The sequence below is a fragment of the Marisediminicola sp. UYEF4 genome (assembly GCF_040546025.1).
GTDB lineage: Bacteria > Actinomycetota > Actinomycetes > Actinomycetales > Microbacteriaceae > Marisediminicola.
On record NZ_JBEPNA010000017.1, the window covers coordinates 37,851 to 57,328 of the forward strand.

Below are 19,478 nucleotides of genomic sequence, written 5' to 3' on the forward strand. Positions count from 1 at the left end.
CTTAGACCCGCCTCTCGTGCCGCAGCGGCTTCAGTCGGAGAGGCGCGTCGGTCGCGGGCGGGAACTCGCAGGTGAACTCGCCCTCGTAGCCGAACAGGAATCCGAAGAACGCGTTGCGCACCTCCATCCTGATGCGGAACACCCCCGCCTCATCGTCGAAGCTCTCGTGCAGGTCGGCGCGGCCGCTGAACAGCATGGGGAAGCGGTACGAGACCCCGCCCTCGTGGAACCGCTGCGCTCCCGAGCGCAGGTGCAGCGATCCGTCGGGCAGGACCGCGAGGTCGAGGTCGACGGCGAGGTGCTGGTGGGTGCCGAGGTAGTCGACGATTCGTCCCTCGCTGAGGATCATCGTGGCGTCGAACCTGCTGGGCGCCGATCGGATGCTGTATTCGCGCACGAACGTCACCGTCTCGCGGCCGTATGGGTCGAGGTAGGGGAAGTTGTGCACCGTGAACGCGACGTCGTCGCCGTGGTCGGGGATGAGGATGTTGCGCACCTTGCCGAGCTGCAGGAAGGGGACCGTCCACCACGGCCCGCGGCGGATCCGGGCCATCACGCCGGTGCCGACGCATCCGTACCCCGCCTCCAGCCCCACGCCGAACCGGCGGCGCATCATTGGATGCAGCCTGGCGAAGTCCTCGCCGAGCGCGGCCTCGAAGATCGAGGTCATGGCGCCTCCAGTGCGTCGAGGGTCGCCGGCGCCGCGTCCATCGCGCGGCCGCGCGCCGGGGTGCGCAGGCACCGCGACGCCCTGGGCCGCCCCGGCATCCAGAACAGGAGAACGGATGCCACCGGCCAGCGCTCCGGCGGGGTGCCGGTCTCAGCCCAGATCCGGAGACGGTCGAAGCTCCACGCGGTCATCCAGCCGATCAGGCGGCGCAGCACAAGCCGGTTCAGCACGCGCCCCCAGCCGGGCGTGTAGTCGTAGCCGGTGATGAAGGTGACCGTGGAGCCCGTGGGCACGTAGCGCCAGTACCCGCGGCCGGCGCCGAGCGGCGAGAGCCGGTCGCCGGTACTGAACCTCAGCGCCGAGGTGCGGGTACCGTCGGGGCGGCGGCGCTCCCCCAGCGAGGTGCCCGTACCGCGGATCGTGTGGAAGGGCAGGCTCCGCTCGTAGTCGAAGCGGTAGCCGCCGTCGGGGAGGTTTCCTGTCGGCACGATCCGCGAGAAGCGCAGGTCCCAGCGGGAGTGCAGCGAGGGGTCCTGGGTCAGCTGCCAGACACGATCCATGTCGGCGTTGACGACGATTTCGACGTAGATGGCCGTTGGCGCCCGGCCGGTCATCCGGCCACGCCCCCGCCGATTCGATCAAACCTGAGGGTTGGTCCGGTCGACATGGGTTTGACGATACTCCGTGCGGAGCCGACGTCAGTACCCGACCTGCCCCGCGCCGGGCACGCGCTCGGAGGCCGGCACCCGCAGCACGTCCCGGATCGCGGCGATGACGGTCGCCACCGACGCCTTCCGCAGCACCTCGGGCCGGGAGAGGATGTCGATCTGGCGCCCGATCTCGATTCCCGCGAGTGGCTTGAGCACGACGCCCGGGTGGGCATCGGGGTTGCCCATGTAGCGCGGCAGCAGCGCGACGCCCTGTCCCGCCGCGACGAGGGAGACGACGATGGGGAACTCGTTGAGCCGGTGGCGCACGCGCAGCGTGGCGCCGGCCGCGGCGCCGAGGGCGTGCAAGGCGGATGCGAGCGGGAACGACTCCTGCACCGAGATCCATTCCTCGTTCGCGAGGTCCGCCGGCTGCACCTCGGTCGCCCCGGCGAGCCGGTGCCCCACGTGCATTGCCACGTCGAGCGGCTCGAACACGAGCGGAGTGACGGCGATAGACGCGGGCCAGGGGTTGCCCCAGGGCAGCCGGTGGGCGATCACGAGGTCGACGTCGGCGACGAGCCGGGCGAACGTATCGACGGTGACGTCCGTGTCGCTGCAAATCACCCGTGGGCCGCTCTCGGCATCCATTCTCCCCAACAGTTTCGGGAAGATCGCGAGTGCGGCACTGTGCAGCGCCGCGACGGTCACCTCGCCGCGGCCGTCGGAGAAGTGGCGTTGCACAGCGAGCTCAGCGTCGCTCATCGATGCCAGCACGTGCACGGCCGCCGCGGCCAGCACCCGGCCTGCCTCGTTGAGCACGAGGGTGCGGCCGCTCTTGGCGACGAGCTTTTCGCCCATCTCGTCCTGCAGCGCCCGCAGCTGCTGCGACACGGCGGACGTCGTGACCGACAGCCTCGCGGCTACCGCGCTGAGGCTGCCGAGTTCGGAGAGTTCGCGTACGATCCGCAGCTGGTACAAATCCATGAAGCAAATCTAAACTATCGGTGCATAAGACAGCGTTGTTGCTTAGGCGTTAGTGCCGCAGGATTCATCTGTGCCTCCCCGCCTTCTCCGCCGCCTCGCCCGCGCCCAGCCCACCGACCTCATCTTGATTGCCGTCGCATTCTTCTGGGGCAGCAGCTTCCTCGTCACGAAGATCGTGCTCGAGCGGGTGAGCATCGGTGCGACCCTCGGGCTGCGCTTCCTGATCGCGGCGGCCGTGTTGGCCGTGGTCGTCGTCCTCCGCCGGGAGCGGGTGTTCACGATCGCGAACCTCGCCGCCGGTTTGATCATCGCGCTGATCGTCGGCACCGTGATGGCGCTCGAGACGGCCGGGGTCAGCGTCACGAGCGCCACGAACGCGGGCCTCATCATCAGCCTCGCGATCATCATCACGCCGCTGTTCGACTCCCTCTTCAAGCGCAGCTGGCTGCCGGGCGGCTACTTCCTCTGCTCCGCGGCGGCGGTCGTGGGGGTGGCGCTTCTCGTCACGCAGGGCGGCGCGTACCTGCCCCGCGCGGGCGATCTCGTCATCCTCGCCGCGGCCGTCGTGCGCGGCTTCGGCACCACGGTCATCTCGCGGCTGACCCGGTCGCAGTCGTCCAGCCCCCTGTCGCTCACGTTCGTGCAGCTCGCGGTGATGGGCGTCGCGTTCACCCTCGCCGACCTGGCCGGCGTGCGGGATGCCGTCTCGACGATCGGCTGGACGGACTGGGCCGCGCTGGGGTACCTGGCCGTCGCCTGCTCGGTCTTCGCCTTCCTCGCCCAGACCTGGGCGATCAAGAAGACATCCGCATCGCGGGCGAGCCTCCTGCTCGGCTCGGAGCCGGTGTGGGCCGTGCTCGTCGGGGTCGCGGTCGGCGGCGAGGCCCTCGGCACACTGGGGTTCGTCGGAGCGGCGGTGATCATCGCCGCGACCTACGTCGGACAGGGCATCGAGGCACGGCATCGCGCCAGCGCGGCCGCCGCGGCCGGCGGACCGGTCCCCGCACCCACTCCCGTTCTCACGGGCTGAGGCCTGCGGCCGGGCAGCGCGGCGGATGCCAGTCGCTGCCGATGCCGGGAGGTCACGTGCCGTGCCCGAGGGCCAGCCGCTCACTCAGCCAGCGCTTGTGCTGCGCCCAGGGATCCTCGACGCCGTCGCCCAGAATCCGGATGTGCTGGGCGAGGGCATCGTGCACCTCGAACCATTCGCTGCGCAGGATGCGATGGGCCGCGAACTGCGCGTGCCTGCGCTGCTCGAGCAGGCGGTCGCCGCGTTCGAAGGCGAGCAGTTCGTCGTAGCGGAGCCCGGCCAGCCGTTGGCGAGGATTGCCGGACGTGCCGATCTTGATGCGATCGCGGAAGCGGAGGTAGTAGACGACGTCGACCCGAACCCCGACCCCGGATGCCTCCTGGTCGGGCATCTCGCCGACCCTCCACTCGCAGATGGCGCAGAGCCAGCCCGAGGGGTACCTGACGCCGAGACGGGAGCCGCAGGCCACACATGGTGAGGGGAGAACGTCGGTCACTCCGACCTCGCGGACCACCCAGTCGTGGGCGGCGAGGAGGTGCCGGGCGCAGAGGTTCAGTGGGGCGCCGGGCACGACCGGCTCGTCGCAGGCTTCCCCGGTGTCGGAGGCGATCGCGCAGGTGGTGCGGGAGCTCATCCATCCACGCTACGCCGGGCGACCGACAGTGCGGCAGGGCCCGGCGTCACCGTGCGCCCGCTGACCGACGCAACCGGTGCGCCGGTCCCCCAGCCAGCTCATGCGGGTGTTGTTCAGTCACGCGGGTGCGATTACACCCGCATGAGTGAACAACAGCCGCGCGACCGTGCGCCGGCCGCGCGACCGCGTGCCCACCTGCGATTGCCGGCCACCGGAGCGGCGCCGCCGTCGCGCGATCGCTCAGTCCGTCGGCGTGGCCGCCCCCGGCGTGGCCGCCCCCTGCAGCGCCGCGGCGAGCGCCTCGTCGAACGCCGCCGCGTGCTCGAGGTGCGGCGAGTGCCCACAGTCCGTGAGCACGAGCTCGGTGTAGGACCCGCCGGCCGCCCGGTACGCATCGAGCACCGCACGCGTCTGGGCGACCATCGGCTGCGCCGGCGCCACATCCTGGCCCGGCCAGCCCGGGATCACCCCGAGCTGGCCGAGGTAGTTGATGTCGAACAACGAGGTGTCCGAGACGATGACGTCATCGGCTCCGCGCACCCACAGGATGGGCGGCTTGAACGCAAGGTCGACGATCCCCGCCACGTTGAAGTTCGTCGGCGCCATGGTGTTGAGCACTCCCCGGCGGCCCGCGGCGAAGCCCGGCCAGCTCTCGGACGTCACCGAATCGCCGGGATAGTTGCCGACCCCGGTCGAGGTGGTGAGCATCGACTCGACCCAGATGTCCTCGAAGTCGAGCCTCTCGTAGCTGTTCACGTAGGTGGAGCGATAGACCCCGCGCGGTGAGCCCGCCTCATCGGACGTGTCGTGCCCCGCGAGCCGGGCAATGAAGTCGGGGTTGCCTCCCCCACCGCCGGTGCCGGCACCGTCGACCGACAGCATCCGCCCGTCCGCCCCGGCCGTGCCGCCGAAGCCGAACGGCGAGACCGGTGCGACGAGGGTGAGCCCGTCGACGAGCCCCTCGCGCTCGAGCAGCAGCTGCAGCACCACGCCGCCGCCCATGCTCCACCCGACGAAGTGGGCGTTCGAGACGCCGAGTTCGGCCAGCACAGACGCGACGTCGTCGGCGAAGTCGCCGAGTCCGCGCGTCGCGTCGACGTCGAGGGTCTCGCTGTCGCCGAAGCCGCGCAGGTCGATCGCGAGAGCGCGCACCGCGTCGGGCAGGGCGAGCATGCTGGGCTGCCAGAACAGCGACGACGAGACGTTGCCGTGCACGAAGACGACCGTCGGGCCGCCGTCCCGACCCGGGCGTTCGAGAACGGATGCCGTGAGCCGCGGCGTCGTCACGGAGCGGCGGGTGATGCCGTCGAACAGCGTCTCGATCATGATGCTGCCAGCCCCGCCGTCGCGACAACCACCGGCACGATCAGCGCCGGTTCCGTGGCGGCGACCACCTCCTCGGCGGTCACGCCCGCGGCGAGCTCGCGCAGCACCAGGCCGTCGTCGGTGACGTCGATCACGGCGAGGTCGGTGATGATGCGGTCGACCACGCGTCGCCCGGTGAGCGGCAGCGAGCACTCGTTCACAATCTTCGGACTACCGTCCCGCGCGACGTGCTCCATGAGCACGATCACCCGATCGGCCCCATGCACGAGGTCCATCGCGCCGCCGGGCCCCTTCACCATCTTGCCGGGGATCATCCAGTTGGCGAGGTCGCCGCGGGCCGACACCTGCATCGCGCCGAGGATCGCCGCGTCGATCTTCCCGCCGCGGATCATGCCGAAGCTCATCGCCGAGTCGAAGAACGCCGAGCCGGGCAGGAGGGTCACCGTCTCCTTGCCCGCGTTGATGAGGTCCGGATCGACGTGCTTCTCGAGCGGGTACGCGCCGACCCCGAGGATGCCGTTCTCGGACTGCAGCACGACCGTCATCCCGCTCGGCACGTAGTTCGGCACGAGCGTCGGCAGCCCGATTCCGAGGTTCACATAGGAGCCGTCGGTCAGCTCCATGGCCGCGCGTGCGGCCATCTGGGTTCGGGTCAGCGCCATGGTCAGGCTCCTTCGGTCGGTGCGGCGGCGGATGTGGTGGCGGATGTGGCGGTGTCGGATGCGACTGACGCAGCCGTGACGGTGCGCTTCTCGATGCGCTTCTCGATGTCGGCGCCGACCTCGACCACCCGGTGCACGTAGATGCCCGGGAGGTGCACGTGGTCCGGGTCGATCTGGCCGGGTTCGACGAGTTCCTCGACCTGGGCGATACAGATCCGGCCGGCCATCGCCGCGAGCGGGGAGAAGTTGCGGGCCGACTTGTTGAAGACCAGGTTGCCATGCCGGTCGCCGCGCAGCGCGTGCACGAGCGCGAAGTCAGTCGAGATGGACGTCTCGAGAACAAACTCGAGCGGACGCCCGCGCACGTCGAACTCGCGCACCTCCTTGGGCGGCGAGGCCAGGGCGACCCCGCCGTGGCCGTCGTAGCGCAGTGGCAGCCCGCCCTCCGCGACCTGGGTGCCCACGCCGGTCTGGGTGAAGAAGGCGGCGATGCCCGATCCCCCGGCGCGCAGCTTCTCGGCGAGCGTTCCCTGCGGCGTCAACTCGACCTCGAGCTCGCCCGAGAGGAACTGCCGCTCGAACTCCTTGTTCTCGCCCACGTACGACGAGGTCATCTTGCGGATGCGGCGGGCGGCGAGCAACAGGCCGAGGCCCCAGTCGTCGACGCCGCAGTTGTTGCTCACGACCTCGAGGTCGCGCACGCCGAGGTCGAGGATCGCCTCGATGAGGGCCATCGGGTTGCCGCACAGGCCGAATCCGCCGACGGCGATCGTGGCGCCGTCGAAGAGGTCGGCGACTGCGTCCGCGGCATTCGCCGCTGTCTTGTCGATCGTCATAGTGCGCGCTCCCGTGTTGGTGTTCGTGTGGGCGTTCGTGTCGGCGTTCGTGTCGGCGTCGCGAACGCGATCACCGGGCGCACGATGGTGAGCACCTCGCGCATGCCATGCTCGGCCATCACGATCGTGTAGTGGTTGACGCCGTCGATCTCGTGGATGCCCAAGCGGGGCACTCGCTCCCCCCACTCCGCGACCGTCTGCTCGCTGTAGAGCCCGGGAAGCTCGTTCGACAGGTTGCGCGGTGCCCTGATGAACCGCAGGGGAACGCGGATGCGCGCGAGGGCGGCGGCGTACCCCTCGTCGCCCGCGAGCTCGACGGCGTCCGCTGCGACGGCCTCGACGACGGCGGAGGGTGCGAGGTCCGGCGCCGTGCCCTGGAGGTCGTAGTCGACGTACTGCTCGATCGTCGGCGTCCAGTGCCCGACGAAGGCCGGATGCCCGCGCCAAAAGTCGCGGTAGTGCTCAACGCTCGGGAAGCGCAGCGCGAGGCGCCGCGCCGCCGGCCCGATGAGTGCCTCGGGCAGGTCCTCCGGGGCGACGCCGTCGGGGGCGGGGATCGGGAGCCCTCCGTCGATGAGCACGAGCCCGGCGACCCTGGTCGGATGGCGCGCCGCGAGGGTCGCGGCGACAAATCCGCCCATCGAGTGGCCCAGCACGACGCACCGCTCGACGCCGAACGCGTCGAGCACCGCCGCCGCGTCGTCGGCGTGGGCGGTCATTCCCCACGGCCCGCGCAGGGCGTTGCTGCGGCCGCGGCCGCGCAGGTCGGGGGCGATGATGCGCAGCTCGGGGGCGAGGGAGCCCAGCAGGGCCAACGCCCGGTGCGATGCCGTGATCCCGTGGATCGCGAGCACCGTCGGGGCGTCGTCCGGTCCCCACACCCCGACGGCGAGGTCGCCCCCGCGAACGGGGACGGTCGCCGTGCGGTATCGCGTGCCTGGTGCTGTGCTCATCGTGCGCTCCATCCTCCGTCCATCGTGTACGAGGCGCCAGTGACCATGCTGGCGGTCGCGCCGCTCAGCCATAGCACGAGGTCGGCGACCTCGGCCGGTTCGAGCAGCCGCTTGATCGCGCTCCCGGTGAGCATGACCTTCTCGATCACCTCGGACTCGGGGATGCCGTGGGCGATGGCCTGCTCCGCGATCTGCCGGTCGACGAGCGGTGTGCGTACATAGCCGGGGTTGACGCAGTTGCTCGTAACGCCGTGCGGCCCACCCTCGAGCGCCGTCACCTTGGACAGCCCTTCAAGCCCATGCTTCGCAGCCACATAGGCGGACTTGAACTCGCTCGCGCGCAGCCCGTGCACGGAGCTGATGTTGATGATTCGCCCGTACCCGCCCGCATACATGTGCGGCAGGGCAGCACGCACGAGCAGGAACGGAGACTCGAGCATGAGGCCGAGGATGTGGTGGAACTTGGCCGGATCGAAGCCCTCGATCGGGCTCACATGCTGGATGCCGGCGTTGTTGACGAGGATGTCGACGTCGAGGGTGAGGTCGGCGAGCGCCGCGGTGTCCGACAGGTCCACCTGCCACGCCTCGCCGCCGATGTCGTCCGCAACCCTGGTCGCGTCCTCGCCGTTGAGGTCGGCGACGACGACGAGCGCCCCTGCCTCGGCGAGGGCGCGGGCGACCGCCTCCCCGATACCGCTCGCGGCGCCGGTCACGAGCGCCTTGCGGCCGGCGAGTGGCGTCGTCATTCGAGTGTCCTCGTCATTGCGGTGCCTCCTTCGTCTCGGAATCCGAGCCGGGCGGGCGCGAGCCCAGCCCCGCTTGGATGAATCGCATCATCTCGTCGAACACCGTCGGGGGCACGACTCCCGCTGCTCCGTCGAGCGGGCCGTCCTCCGTGCCCTCCGCCCTGTCGCCCCACAGCACCCAGCGCATGCCGACCATCTCGCCGATGCCCATGAGCATCCAGGCCGCGACGGTCGGGTCTGCATCGATCTCGCCCGCGGCCTTGGCCCGCTCGAGCTCATCGGTGTAGCCCTCGACGATGCGGGTGTAGTGCCGCCGCAGTGCGCGCGGCGACACGAACTCCGCCTCGCGCACGATGCGGTAAAGCGCGGGGTGCGCTGCGGTGAACTCGAAGAAACCCTGGAATCCGAGCCGCTCGGCCTCGATGCGGGTCGTGCCCTTCGAGGCGGCTTCGCTCATACTGTGCCGAACGCGGCGGTTGAGGTCCTCGACGACCTCCTCGAACACGGCGAGCTTGCCGTCGAAGTAGAGGTAGAAGGTGCCCTGTCCGACGCCCGCCTCCTCGGTGATGCGCACGATCGAGGCCTCCGTGTAGCCGACCCTCGCTAAAATCGTCTCGGCCGCCTGCAGCAGCTTCGCCTTCGTGGCGATCCCGCGAGCGGTGCGTGGCTCCGTCTCGCTCATCGGGCGACCTCCCCCGACAGCTCGCGCCCGGCGAGCGCGACCTCGTCGGTCGCGATTCCGGTGCGGAGGACGACGTACGCGGCGTCGGTCTCGCCCCATCGGGAGTCGGGCACGCCGCCCACCGCGACGAGCGCTGGTCTCTTGTACTTCCTCGTGTCCTGGATGTGGGCGCCTCTCCTGGGAGGGGAAATGCAGCTGACCTGACACCTCGTTCAGGTTTCAGCACGACTCTAGGGTCCATCGCAAAGACTGTCAACCGGCGGGGGTACTGTCGAGATGAACGCAACCGGCGAAGGAGCCACCCATGTCGAACGACGTCGTTATCCTCGGTGCCGCACGCACCCCGCAGGGCCGCATCAAGGGCCAGCTCTCGACCCTGCCCGCTGTCGAGCTGGGCGCCATCGCGATCCGCGCGGCCGTCGCGAAGTCGGGCATAGACCCCGCCGCAGTGGACTTCGTGATCCTCGGCCAGGTGCTTCAGGCCGGCGCCGGGCAGAACCCCAGCAGGCAGGCCGCCATCAAGGCGGGCCTCGGCTGGAACGTGCCGGCCACGACCATCAACCGAGTGTGCCTTTCCGGCCTCAGCGCCATCATCGACGCCGCGAGACTCATTCGCACGGGCGAGGCGACTGTCGTCGTGGCCGGCGGCCAGGAGTCAATGTCGAACGCACCGCATCTTCTCGCGGGCTCCCGGGCCGGTTGGGCCTATGGAACGGTCTCCGCGCTCGACCACGCCGCCCATGACGGACTGACCGACGCGTTCGACGCCGTGTCGATGGGCGAGTCGACGGAGCGGCAAGTGACCGTGCTCGGCCTCACCCGCACAGAACAGGACGAGATCGCGGCGGGCTCGCACCAGCGGGCAGCCGCCGCCGCACAGGCGGGGCTCTTCGATGCCGAGATCGCCCCCGTCGAGATTGTCGGCCGCAAGGGCGACAGCACGGTGCTGACCACCGATGAGGGCGTCCGGCCCGACAGCACGGTCGAGTCGCTCTCCCGCCTCCGCCCCGCCTTCACGGCCGAGGGCACGATCACCGCCGGCAACTCCTCGCCGCTGAGCGACGGCGCCTCCGCGCTCGTGCTCGCCAGCCGCGACTACGCCGAGGCGAACTCGCTCCCCTGGCTCGCGATCGTCGAGCAGGCCGGCCAGGTCGCCGGCCCCGACAACTCGCTGCACTCGCAGCCGTCGCGCGCGATCAGCGCGGCACTGACGAAGGCGGGCTGGGCCGCCTCCGACCTCGACTTCGTCGAGATCAACGAGGCGTTCGCTGCCGTCGCCCTGCAGTCCTCGCGCGACCTTGGCCTGTCCGCCGAAATCGTGAACATCCACGGTGGGGCCATCGCGATCGGGCATCCGATCGGCTCCTCGGGAGCACGACTGGTGACGCACGCGGCGCACGAGCTCGCCCGCCGCGGCGGCGGACGGGCAGCAGTTGCCCTCTGCGGCGGCGGCGGCCAGGGCGACGCCCTGTTGCTTCGCCGCTGACCGGAACCGCGCCGGGTCAGAAGATGCTGATCGGCTTCACGATGTCGGCGTAGATGAGTAGGAGGCTCATCGCGCCCAGGACGACAACGACCCCCAGCGTGAGCGGCACGAGCTTGGCGGTGTCGACGGGACCGGGGTCCTTGCGTCCGAACAGCCGGGCGAAGAACCGGCGGATGCCCTCGAACAGCGCGCCGGCGACGTGGCCACCGTCGAGCGGCAGCAGCGGCACCAGGTTGAAGACCATGAGTGCCACGTTCAGCGACGCGAGAATCCCGATGAGCGCAGAGGCACGCTCGACGATCGGAATCGTGTCGATGCTCGCGATCTCCCCGGCGACACGGCCGACGCCGACGACGCTGATGGGCCCGTTCGGGTCGCGCTCCTCGGGCCCGAAGGCCGCGTTTGCGACGTCGACGAGTCGCTGCGGGAGGTTGAGGATAAGGTTCCCGACGCGCGAGATGTTGTCGCCGACCGCCGGGAGAACGGCGCTCACGGGCTGCTGCACGACCTCGATCGCGGCGCCGATGCCGAGGAAGCCGACATCCTGGGTGACCGGGTCGCCGCCTGCATCCTCCACGATGACCCCGGCCTCGTCGACCACGTACCGCTCGGACAGGCTCGGGACGGCGGTCAGCGGCACCTCGGAGCCGTCGCGGTCGACGACGATGCGCAGTTCCTGGTCGGGGGCGGCCCTGATGATCTCGGTGGCCTGCTCCCAGCTCTCGATCGGCGTTCCGTCGATCGACGCAATCGTATCTCCGGGGAGGATTCCGGCAGTGGCACCCGGCGATTCGGGGTCGCCCGCGACGCAGTCCTGGCGATCGCTCGTCGCCGGCAGAACGCACTCGGAGACGCTGCCGATAGTCGTCGACTGCTGCGCGACCCCGAAGCCCACGAGCACGACCGCGTAGAGCACGACCGCGATGACGAGGTTCATGAACGGCCCGCCGAGCATGATGATGATGCGCTTGAACACCGGCAGCCGATAGAACGTGCGGTGCTCGTCGCCCGCCGTCACCGTGTCGGCGCTCGCCGTCCGGGCATCCTGCACGAGGGTCTGGAAGAACCCGGTGCTCGCCGTGCGCGCCCCGGAGCCGCGTGCCGGCGGAAACATCCCCGCCATCGAAATGTAGCCGCCCAGCGGGATCGCCTTGATGCCGAACTCGGTCTCGCCGCGGGTGCGCGAGAAGAGGGTCGGCCCGAATCCGATCATGAACTGGCTCACCCTGACGCCGAAGAGCTTCGCTGGCACGAAATGTCCGAGCTCGTGGAGGGCGATCGAGAGGGCCAGGCCGACGACCATGATCAGGATGCCCACACTGAAGAGCACGACGATTTCCACGGGTCGATAGTACGCGCGCTGTGCTCGGGGAGTGCTGAACGACGGCGATGTTGCGCGCCAGAGGGGTCGAGCGGTGCCGGAGTCGCCCTTAAGATTGGCACCATGACATCCTCTTCCGCCGGGAGCGCCTCCTCCGACGAGCAGGTGGGCAACACGCTCTCCGACCGTTACCTGATTGAGGAAGTGCTCGGCATGGGCGGAATGTCGACCGTGTACCGGGCGTCGGATGCCGCGCTCGGCCGCACCGTCGCCCTCAAGGTGTTCCGCGCCGATCTCGCCGACGCCGACGACCTCCGCCGCCAGCAGTCCGAGATCCAGCTGCTCGCAAGCCTCAACCACTCGACCCTCGTCACGCTCTACGACGCCATCACCGATGAGGCCGACCGGGTCGCGCTCGTACTCGAGTACGTCGAGGGGCGCGACCTGCGCGATGAGCTCGCCGCGGGCGGCATCGACGAGCGCACGACCGCGATGATCGGCGCCGACATTGCGGACGCCCTCAACTACGTGCACGCGCGCGGGATTGTGCACCGCGACCTCAAGCCGGGCAACCTGCTGATCCCCACGCAGACTCCCGGCTCCACCGGACCGCGGGCGAAGCTCACCGACTTCGGCATCGCGCGGATCATCGACGACACCCATCTGACGGCCGCCGGCTCGGTCATCGGCACGGTCGGCTACCTGAGCCCCGAGCAGGCGCTCGGCGCGCCGATCGGTCCGGCGAGCGACGTGTACTCACTCGGTCTCGTGCTGCTGGAGTGCCTCACCGGCGCCCGCGCGTTCGGCGGCACCGGCGTCGAGGCGATCGCCGCGCGGATCTCCCGCGACCCGGAGATCCCCGCCAGCCTGAGCCAGCCGTGGATCGAAGCCCTCGGGCGGATGACCAGGCGCACCCCCGACGAGCGTGCGACCGCGGCGGAGGCAAGCGAGCTTCTGAGCAAGATCGCCCTCTCCCTGCCAGCCGAGTCGCCGGGCGAGCTGCCGGGCGAGCTGCCGGGCGAGCAGGGTGCGGACACGCCCACCATCCCCTTCACGCCGCTCACCCCCGCCGACGTCACTGCGCCGCACTCCCACGACTCGGACGACTCGACCGCGGCGGTCGCGGCGGGAGACTCCGATCCGACAGCGGCGCACAACAGTGGGAGGCCAGTCGACGCGGCGACGGCCGTGATGCCGACGGCGATGTCCGGCTTTGCCGGGTCGAACGACACGACGGCGGCGTTCGGAGGGTCGAACGACGCGACGGCGCGCTACGCCACCGCAACGCCGCCGGCAGCATCCGCCGCATCCGCCGCTCCGTCAACGTCTGCCACGTCCGCCGCATCCGCTGGAAGGTCGGCCCCGACCACACCCGCACGAGATCGCGGAACGCGGCCGAACCGCCGGCGGCTCGTCACCGTGATCGCGGCCATCGCCGCGCTGTTCATCGTGGGCTCCGCGATCGGAGCGCTCGTCGTGCAGGGCCAGGCCAACGAGCCAGCGGAGGCGACGATCGAGTACCCGTCCGTCGACGGCGAGCTCGGCAGCCACCTCGAACAGCTTCAGGGAAGCGTGACCCCATGATCCGAGCCGCTACCGCCCGCACCGCCACCGCGCTGACCGCCACCATGCTCGCCGTCACCCTGCTGCTTGGCGGGTGCGCGTCACCGGCCGCCTATTCGGAGGAGACCGCGCAGGACCTCCAGCAGCGTGTGCTCGCCGTGACGGATGCTGCCGCAGCCGCCGACTACGCCGCCGCTCAGGTGCGCATCGATGAACTCCGGGCTGCGGCGAACGACGCCCTCGCCAAGGGCGACCTCAGCGAGGAGCGTCACGCGGCGATCGTGTCGGCCCTCGACCTCGTCGAGTCGGACATCTCCACGGCGCTGGCCGCCGAGGCAGCCGCCGCCGAGGAAGCCGCACGCCTCGCCGAGGAGCAGCGCCTCGCCGAGGAGGCCGCCGCCGCCGCTGAGGAGGCCGCACGCCTCGCCGAGGAGAAGGCGAAGGAGCAGGACAACGGGGACAAGCCCGGGAAGGGCAGCAAGGACGACGACTGACGCGACGTCCGCCGGCGCCCGTCAGCCGATGGCCTGGATCCGCGCATCCGCCGCGTCGCGCGCCCAGCGCTCCGCCTCGAGCACCCCGGCCAGCGTGACCTCTCCCCCGTTGTGCGCGTCGACGACCGCGCTCACGACATCGAGAATGTCGAGGTAGCCGATCCGCCCCGCGTGGAAGGCCAGGACGGCCTGCTCGTTGGAGGCGTTGAACACGGCCGGCCAGGTGGCGCCGGCCCGTCCGACGCTCTTGGCGAGTTCGACCGCGGGGAAGGCCTCCGCGTCGAGCGGCTCGAAAGTCCAGGTGCTCGCCGCCGTCCAGTCGAGCGGGGCACCGACGCCGGGAACCCGGTGCGGCCAGTCGAGGCCGAGCGAGATCGGCAGGCGCATGTTCGGCGGCGACGCCTGCGCGATGGTGGAACCGTCGACGAACTCGACCATCGAGTGCACGATCGATTGCGGGTGCACCGTTACGTCGATCGCCTCGTACGGCACGTCGAACAGCAGGTGGGCCTCGATGACCTCGAGCCCCTTGTTGACCAGGGTCGCGGAGTTCGTCGTGATGACGAGCCCCATGTCCCAAGTGGGATGCGCAAGGGCCTCGCGCGGGGTGACGGAGGTGAGCGACTCGCGTGTGCGCCCCCGGAACGGCCCCCCGGATGCCGTAAGCACCAGCCGGCGCACCTCGCCGGGCTCGCCGGACCTGAGTGCCTGAGCGATCGCGGAGTGCTCAGAGTCCACGGGAACGAGCTGGCCAGGCCGGACGAGCCGCTTCACCAGATCGCCGCCGACGATGAGGCTCTCCTTGTTGGCGAGAGCGAGCGTCGCGGTCGTCTCGAGCACAGCGAGGGTGGGGCCGAGCCCGACCGAGCCGGTGATCCCGTTGAGCACGACATCGGCCGACACGGTGCGCACGAGCTGCTCCGCCTCGGCGGACCCGAGTGCGATGTGCTCCACGCCGAACTCGGCCCCCTGCTGGGTTGCCAGCTCGCGGTTGCGGCCGGCCCCGAGGCCGACCACCTCGAACCGGTCGGGGTTGGCCCGGATCACGTCGAGAGCTTGCACTCCGATCGAGCCGGTGGAGCCGAGGATGATGACGCGACGCATGGCCCCATCCTGCCACCGCCGCTGGCGCCCGCTACGCGAACAGCCCAGCCGCGGTGATCGCGGCTGGGCTGTTCGGCGTGCTGGTGCTTCCGGGCGCCGGTGCTACTGGGTGGCGAGGATGTCGACGACGAAGACGAGCGTGTCGGTCGCGCCGATCGGCGAGCCCTCCGGCGGCGCGTCGCCGTAGCCCTCGGCGGGCGGGATGACCGCGATCACCTGGGAGCCGACCTTCTGGCCGACGAGCGCCTTCGAGAACCCGGGGATCACTCCGCCGGTCGGGAAGGTGGCTGGCTCGCCGCGTTCCCAGCTCGAGTCGAAGATCTCCCCCGTGCCCCAGACCATGCCCGTGTACTGCACGGTGACGTTGGCGCCCTCTGCGACCTCCTCGCCGTCACCCGTGATGAGGTTGGCGATCTTGAGCTCGGCGGGGGCCTCGGCATCCGGGATCGTGATCGTGGGCGCGCCGTCCTCGGCGAGTTCCACGGCCGGGAAGCCCTCCTCGGCCGGCTGCGCCTCTCCCTCGGCGCGGGGCAGCACCTTGACGGGTTCGGAGATCTCGACCACGTCGATCACGAACACCATGGAGTCCTTGGCGCCGACCTTCAGGTCGGCCTGGCCGGCGTCCTGGAAGGCGTCCGCCGGCGGGATGACCGCGACGACGCGGTCTCCGGTGGTCGAGCACTGGAGGGCCTTGAGCAGGCCCGGAAGCAGCTGGGCCTCGTCGAGTGTGAACTGCTGCTGGCCGTCCTTCTTGTAGGTCGTCTTCTCGATCTCGTCACCCGAGGTCGCGTTATATGCGGCGAAGTCGACCGTGACAATGCTGCCCTCGACCGCGACGACGTCGCCGTCGCCCTCCTCGACGACGGTGCGCTGGGTCTTCTCGGCCTTGAGCGGCGACTCGAACTTGACCTTGGGCGCCTTGCCCACCTCCCCGGAAACCTCGACCTTCTCGGAGCTTTCGCCGGACGCGGCGGCCTTGCAGTCCGGCGCATCGGCCTTGGCCGTTCCGGTGGTACACCCGACGAGGGAGAACATGACGGTGGCGATCGCAAGCGTCGTGAGGAGTTTCTTCGACAAAAGTCTGCTTTCTGGTGGGGATCAAAGTCAGCCGCAAGTGTGTCGCACCGATATTGGCGCAACCTGAACGGCCAACTTACTAGGCTACCCGACCGATCACGCGGCCGCGATAGCTGTGGCGACCTCATGGGTCACCGGGAAGGAGACCGATGCCGCAATGAAGCACTTCCGCTCGGCCTCCTCGTGCAGCTCGACGGCGAGAGCGACGACTGCGTCCTCCTGACCAGGCGCGGCCTCCACCGTGACCTGCGGATGCAGCACGACCGAGGTGATGCTGCCCCCGCCGTCGGGCGTCTGCGCGAGCACACCCACCGGCGCATCGGCGTACTCCGTCACGACGACACCGTGGCTCGCGGCGACATGGAGGTAGCTCAGCATGTGGCACTGGGCGAGCGCGGCGACGAGCAGCTCCTCCGGGTTCCAGCGGTCGCGGTCGCCGTGGAACACACGGTCGGCCGAGCCGCTGATGTCGGGCTTGCCGGCAGCTTGGATCACGTGCTGGCGACCATACGAGCGGTAGTCACTGGTGCCGGATCCGCGGTTGCCCTGCCACTGGATCCGCACGCTGTAGTGGTGCTCTGAATTCATTCGTTCCCTCACTGATTGCGGCTAAACTCAGTCCACCATGACTGACATCCTCTCCGCTCGCGCCGACGCGCCGGTTTCCCAGCAGCGCCGCATCCTCACCGCCATTCCGGGCCCGAAATCGACCGTGCTGCAGCAGAGGAGACTCGCCGCTGTGCCGTCCGGTGTCGGCTCTGCCCTTCCGGTGTATGTCGAGCGGGCACACGGTGCAATCGTCGTGGATGTCGACGGCAACCAGTTCATCGACCTCGGCTCGGGCATCGGCGTGATGACGATCGGCCACACCAATGCGGCGGTCGTCGCGGCGGCGACGGCGCAGCTTTCCGAGTTCACGCACGCGATGTTCACGATTACCCCCTATGAGAACTATGTGCGCGTCGCCGAGCTTCTCGCCGAGCACACCCCGGGTACGCACGCCAAGAAGACGATGCTCATCAACTCGGGCGCCGAGGCCGTCGAGAATGCCGTCAAGATCGCCCGCAAGCACACCGGCCGCAGCGGTGTCGCCGTGCTCGACCACGCCTACCACGGCCGCACGAACCTCACGATGGCGATGACGTTCAAGGCGATGCCGTACAAATCGGGCTTCGGTCCGTTCGCCTCCGACGTGCATCACGCGCCGAACTCCTACCCGTTCCGCGATGGGCTGAGCGGGCCGGATGCCGCGGCGCGCACGATCACCTATCTCGAGAAGAAGGTCGGCGCATCCGACCTCGCCTGCCTCGTCGTCGAACCGATCCAGGGCGAAGGCGGCTTCGTTGTCCCCGCCGACGGGTACCTGCCCGCCCTGCAGGCGTGGTGCAACGCGAACGGGATCGTCTTCATCGCCGATGAGATCCAGAGCGGCATGGCCCGGACGGGCGCGTGGTTCGCGAGCGAGCACTTCGGAATCGTGCCGGACATGCTGCTCAGCGCCAAGGGCATCGCGGGCGGACTGCCGATCGCCGGTGTCACCGGCCGCGCCGAGATCATGGACTCCCCGCACGCGGGCGGGCTCGGCGGCACGTTCGGCGGCAACCCCGTCGCGGCCGCGGCCGCCGTCGCCGTATTCGATGAGATCGAGACCCGCGGGCTCCTCGCCGAAGGCGCCCGCATCGAGGGCATCCTCAAGCCGGGGCTGCTCGAGCTGCAGAGCCGCTACGACGTGATCGGCGACGTGCGCGGAATCGGCGCGATGCTCGCGATCGAGCTCGTGCAGCCGGGCACCCTCGACCCGAACCCCGCCGCCGTCTCCGCGATCGCCGCGTTCGCCGCCCAGCACGGGGTGATCATCCTCACCGCCGGCACCCTCGGCAACGTGCTCCGCTTCCTGCCGAGCCTCGCGATCAGCGACGACCTGCTCCGGGAGGCCCTCGACGTGCTCGGCGACGCCTTCGCGTCACTGTGACGTCCTCCCAACCACTGCTGACCCGCCGCCCCCTCGACCGTGAGGGTTCCGTCGAGCTCGCGGTGCTTGAGCGCGCGGGCCTGATCGAATCGAGACACATCGGCGCCGCGGTCGTCGTGGCGCCGGACGGCTCGGTGCTGCGGGAGCTGGGCGACTCGTCCGCCGAGATCTATGCCCGGTCCTCGCTCAAGCTCCTGCAGGCGGTCGCCGTGCTGCGCTCGGGCGCCACCCTCGACGGCGAGCGCGCGGTGCTCGCAACCGCGAGCCACGCCGGTACCGACGGGCACGTCCGTGTCGTCTCCGAGATCCTGGCGCTCGCGGGAGCGACCGAGGACGACCTCCGCTGCCCACCCGACTGGCCGCTCGACCGCGACGCGGCCTACTCCGCCCGCCAACGCGGCGACGGAATGCGTCGCATCACCATGAACTGCTCCGGCAAGCACGCCTCGTTCCTGCTCGCCTGCGCGGTCAACGACTGGCCGACGGCCGGCTACCTCGACCCGTCGCATCCGCTGCAACAGCTCATCCGGTCGACAATCGAGGATCTCACCGGCGAGGGGGTCGGCACGGTCGGCATCGACGGTTGCGGTGCTCCCGTGTTCGGCACGAGCCTGCGTGGCCTCGCGACGGCCGTCGGGCGCATCTCCGGCGCTGCCCGAGCCGACAGCGACCCGCTCGCGGCCGGGCTCGCGGCGGCCATCCTCGCCGACGGATGGGCGATCGACGGCCCCGGCCGGGCCACCACGATCGTGATCGAGCGTCTCGGGCTCGTCGCGAAGAACGGCGCGGAGGGGGTCATGGTGCTCGGCACGCCCGATGGCACCGCCGTCGCCGTCAAGGCGCTCGACGGCAGCAACCGGGCGACGACCCTCGTCGCGCTGGAACTGCTCGTCTCTGTCGGCGCCCTCGATCGCGAACTCGCGGATGCCGTGATCGCCGACACCACCGAGCGAGTGCTCGGCGCCGGCATGCCGGTCGGCGAGCTGCGCGCATCGCTTTCATTATTCAGGAGTGGGAAGTGACGGTGGCCGGCACTCGCGCGCTCCCTGGTGCGATCCGCCCGGTTTCCTGGGCCTGAACTCTCGAATCGGGCGCGCGTGGGGGCCGCGACGCCTGCGCGACGTCCAGTTCGGCCGTCAACCTCCTGAATAATGAAAGCTGACAGCTGACAGCTGAGAGCTGACAGCTGACAGCTGATATGTAGTTGCTTTTGTCAAGTGGGCAGGGTGAAGCGGCGTCCGGGATGATCGTTCCCGGGCGCCGCTTCTGCTGGTCATCGAGTCGGTGG

Annotated in this window: 20 protein-coding genes; 6 read left to right on the top strand and 14 right to left on the bottom strand. The window is 70.0% G+C overall.

Annotated elements, in window-relative coordinates:
- Position 1 precedes the first annotated feature (1 nt).
- From ABIB15_RS13100 to ABIB15_RS13110, 3 genes are all read right to left on the bottom strand, one after another.
- The gene (locus ABIB15_RS13100; RefSeq protein WP_354479409.1) at positions 2 to 670 is read right to left on the bottom strand and encodes a DUF4166 domain-containing protein; all 669 of its coding nucleotides are present in this window, start codon (positions 668 to 670) and stop codon (positions 2 to 4) included.
- Positions 667 to 1,284 (bottom strand): SRPBCC family protein, encoded by a 618-nt coding sequence (locus tag ABIB15_RS13105; protein ID WP_354479412.1) that lies wholly within the window; start codon positions 1,282 to 1,284, stop codon positions 667 to 669. The genes ABIB15_RS13100 and ABIB15_RS13105 overlap by 4 nt, the downstream gene beginning before the upstream one ends.
- Before the next feature lie 84 nt (positions 1,285 to 1,368).
- Positions 1,369 to 2,304: a LysR family transcriptional regulator gene (locus ABIB15_RS13110; protein ID WP_354479415.1), complete on the bottom strand. Its 936-nt coding sequence runs from the start codon at positions 2,302 to 2,304 to the stop codon at positions 1,369 to 1,371.
- Between the two features lie 70 nt (positions 2,305 to 2,374).
- Between ABIB15_RS13110 and ABIB15_RS13115 the strand changes: the two genes are divergently transcribed.
- Positions 2,375 to 3,334 (top strand): DMT family transporter, encoded by a 960-nt coding sequence (locus ABIB15_RS13115; RefSeq protein WP_354479418.1) that lies wholly within the window; start codon positions 2,375 to 2,377, stop codon positions 3,332 to 3,334.
- Between the two features lie 52 nt (positions 3,335 to 3,386).
- On the opposite strand, the gene ABIB15_RS13120 is transcribed toward ABIB15_RS13115, so the two are convergent.
- The 7 genes from ABIB15_RS13120 to ABIB15_RS13150 all read right to left on the bottom strand — a co-directional run bounded on the left by ABIB15_RS13120 (position 3,387) and on the right by ABIB15_RS13150 (position 9,173).
- On the bottom strand, positions 3,387 to 3,968 hold the full coding sequence (locus ABIB15_RS13120) for a GIY-YIG nuclease family protein (RefSeq protein ID WP_354479420.1): 582 nt from the start codon (positions 3,966 to 3,968) through the stop codon (positions 3,387 to 3,389).
- 240 nt (positions 3,969 to 4,208) lie between these two features.
- Positions 4,209 to 5,294 carry an alpha/beta fold hydrolase gene (locus ABIB15_RS13125; protein ID WP_354479423.1) on the bottom strand — a complete coding sequence of 362 codons (1,086 nt, stop codon included), beginning with the start codon at positions 5,292 to 5,294 and terminating at the stop codon, positions 4,209 to 4,211.
- Positions 5,291 to 5,956 carry a 3-oxoacid CoA-transferase subunit B gene (locus ABIB15_RS13130; protein WP_354479426.1) on the bottom strand — a complete coding sequence of 222 codons (666 nt, stop codon included), beginning with the start codon at positions 5,954 to 5,956 and terminating at the stop codon, positions 5,291 to 5,293. The genes ABIB15_RS13125 and ABIB15_RS13130 overlap by 4 nt, the downstream gene beginning before the upstream one ends.
- A gap of 2 nt (positions 5,957 to 5,958) precedes the next feature.
- On the bottom strand, positions 5,959 to 6,792 hold the full coding sequence (locus tag ABIB15_RS13135; RefSeq protein ID WP_354479429.1) for a CoA transferase subunit A: 834 nt from the start codon (positions 6,790 to 6,792) through the stop codon (positions 5,959 to 5,961).
- Positions 6,789 to 7,745, bottom strand: a complete 957-nt coding sequence (locus ABIB15_RS13140) for an alpha/beta fold hydrolase (RefSeq protein WP_354479432.1) — start codon at positions 7,743 to 7,745, stop codon at positions 6,789 to 6,791. The genes ABIB15_RS13135 and ABIB15_RS13140 overlap by 4 nt, the downstream gene beginning before the upstream one ends.
- Complete coding sequence (locus tag ABIB15_RS13145; RefSeq protein ID WP_354479434.1) at positions 7,742 to 8,491, bottom strand: 3-hydroxybutyrate dehydrogenase; 750 nt, start codon at positions 8,489 to 8,491, stop codon at positions 7,742 to 7,744. The genes ABIB15_RS13140 and ABIB15_RS13145 overlap by 4 nt, the downstream gene beginning before the upstream one ends.
- A 13-nt stretch (positions 8,492 to 8,504) precedes the next feature.
- Positions 8,505 to 9,173 (bottom strand): TetR/AcrR family transcriptional regulator, encoded by a 669-nt coding sequence (locus ABIB15_RS13150; protein WP_354479437.1) that lies wholly within the window; start codon positions 9,171 to 9,173, stop codon positions 8,505 to 8,507.
- Positions 9,174 to 9,477: 304 nt separating this feature from the next.
- Here ABIB15_RS13150 and ABIB15_RS13155 point away from each other — a divergent pair, with 304 nt between their 5' ends.
- Positions 9,478 to 10,659 (top strand): acetyl-CoA C-acetyltransferase, encoded by a 1,182-nt coding sequence (locus ABIB15_RS13155; RefSeq protein ID WP_354479440.1) that lies wholly within the window; start codon positions 9,478 to 9,480, stop codon positions 10,657 to 10,659.
- 16 nt (positions 10,660 to 10,675) lie between these two features.
- Here ABIB15_RS13155 and ABIB15_RS13160 read toward each other — a convergent pair whose 3' ends face one another.
- The gene (locus ABIB15_RS13160; RefSeq protein WP_354479443.1) at positions 10,676 to 12,001 is read right to left on the bottom strand and encodes a M50 family metallopeptidase; all 1,326 of its coding nucleotides are present in this window, start codon (positions 11,999 to 12,001) and stop codon (positions 10,676 to 10,678) included.
- A 102-nt stretch (positions 12,002 to 12,103) separates the two neighbouring features.
- Here ABIB15_RS13160 and ABIB15_RS13165 point away from each other — a divergent pair, with 102 nt between their 5' ends.
- Entirely contained in the window at positions 12,104 to 13,564 is a 1,461-nt protein-coding gene (locus tag ABIB15_RS13165; protein WP_354479445.1) for a serine/threonine-protein kinase, read from the top strand.
- Positions 13,561 to 14,037, top strand: coding sequence for a hypothetical protein (locus ABIB15_RS13170; protein ID WP_354479448.1), 477 nt, complete (start codon positions 13,561 to 13,563; stop codon positions 14,035 to 14,037). The genes ABIB15_RS13165 and ABIB15_RS13170 overlap by 4 nt, the downstream gene beginning before the upstream one ends.
- 21 nt (positions 14,038 to 14,058) lie before the next feature.
- Here ABIB15_RS13170 and ABIB15_RS13175 read toward each other — a convergent pair whose 3' ends face one another.
- The 3 genes from ABIB15_RS13175 to ABIB15_RS13185 all read right to left on the bottom strand — a co-directional run bounded on the left by ABIB15_RS13175 (position 14,059) and on the right by ABIB15_RS13185 (position 16,806).
- On the bottom strand, positions 14,059 to 15,141 hold the full coding sequence (locus tag ABIB15_RS13175) for a 1-deoxy-D-xylulose-5-phosphate reductoisomerase (RefSeq protein ID WP_354479451.1): 1,083 nt from the start codon (positions 15,139 to 15,141) through the stop codon (positions 14,059 to 14,061).
- A 102-nt stretch (positions 15,142 to 15,243) separates the two neighbouring features.
- A complete protein-coding gene (locus ABIB15_RS13180; protein WP_354479453.1) occupies positions 15,244 to 16,218 on the bottom strand; it encodes an FKBP-type peptidyl-prolyl cis-trans isomerase in 975 nt (324 codons plus the stop codon).
- Between the two features lie 96 nt (positions 16,219 to 16,314).
- Positions 16,315 to 16,806, bottom strand: a complete 492-nt coding sequence (locus ABIB15_RS13185; RefSeq protein ID WP_354479456.1) for an OsmC family protein — start codon at positions 16,804 to 16,806, stop codon at positions 16,315 to 16,317.
- A gap of 37 nt (positions 16,807 to 16,843) precedes the next feature.
- On the opposite strand from ABIB15_RS13185, the gene gabT reads away from it, so the two are divergent.
- Entirely contained in the window at positions 16,844 to 18,190 is a 1,347-nt protein-coding gene (gene gabT, locus ABIB15_RS13190) for a 4-aminobutyrate--2-oxoglutarate transaminase (RefSeq protein ID WP_354479458.1), read from the top strand.
- On the top strand, positions 18,187 to 19,212 hold the full coding sequence (locus tag ABIB15_RS13195) for an asparaginase (RefSeq protein WP_354479461.1): 1,026 nt from the start codon (positions 18,187 to 18,189) through the stop codon (positions 19,210 to 19,212). The genes gabT and ABIB15_RS13195 overlap by 4 nt, the downstream gene beginning before the upstream one ends.
- The last annotated feature ends 266 nt before the right edge of the window (positions 19,213 to 19,478 follow it).